The organism is Aeromonas piscicola (assembly GCF_000820005.1).
In the GTDB taxonomy this organism is placed as follows: domain Bacteria; phylum Pseudomonadota; class Gammaproteobacteria; order Enterobacterales; family Aeromonadaceae; genus Aeromonas; species Aeromonas piscicola.
The window spans coordinates 1-622 of record NZ_CDBL01000088.1; the positions used below are offsets into that span (position 1 = coordinate 1).

Sequence of the window (622 nt, forward strand, 5' to 3'; positions counted from 1 at the left end):
CGGGCAGCCACATCTCCCCATGACCCGACACGACAGGCTCGCCCCGTCACGGGTGTGGGTGAAGGAGAGAACATGAGCCAATCATCTTACGGCCCGCTGTTCGAGGCCCTGGCCCACTATAACGAAAAGCTGCTGGACATGGCCAAGGCACAGACCGAGCGCACGGCGCAGGCGCTGTTGCAGACCAATCTGGACGATCTGGGCCAGGTACTGGAACAGGGCAGTCAGCAACCCTGGCAATTGATCAATGCCCAGATGAACTGGTGGCAGGATCAGCTCAAGCTGATGCAGCACACCCTGCTCAAAAGCGCAGGCCAGGAGAGCGAGCCGGTGATCACGCCGGAGCGCAGCGATCGCCGCTTCAAGGACGACGCCTGGCGTGACCAGCCCCTTTATGACTACCTCAAGCAATCCTATCTGCTGACCGCCAAACACCTGCTGGCCTCGGTAGATGCGCTGGAAGGGGTGCCCCAGAAGAGCCGGGAGCGGCTGCGCTTTTTTACCCGCCAATACCTCAATGCCATGGCGCCCAGCAACTTTCTGGCCACCAACCCCGAGCTGCTCAGGCTCACCCTGGAATCCGACGGCCAGAATCTGGTGCGCGGACTGGCCCTGCTGGCCG

The 622-nt window shown here is 62.1% G+C and carries 1 pseudogene; it reads left to right on the forward strand.

The window, feature by feature from the left end:
- Nucleotides 1-72: 72 nt before the first annotated feature.
- Nucleotides 73-622, forward strand: a pseudogene (locus tag BN1128_RS23350) (class I poly(R)-hydroxyalkanoic acid synthase); the annotation flags it as partial.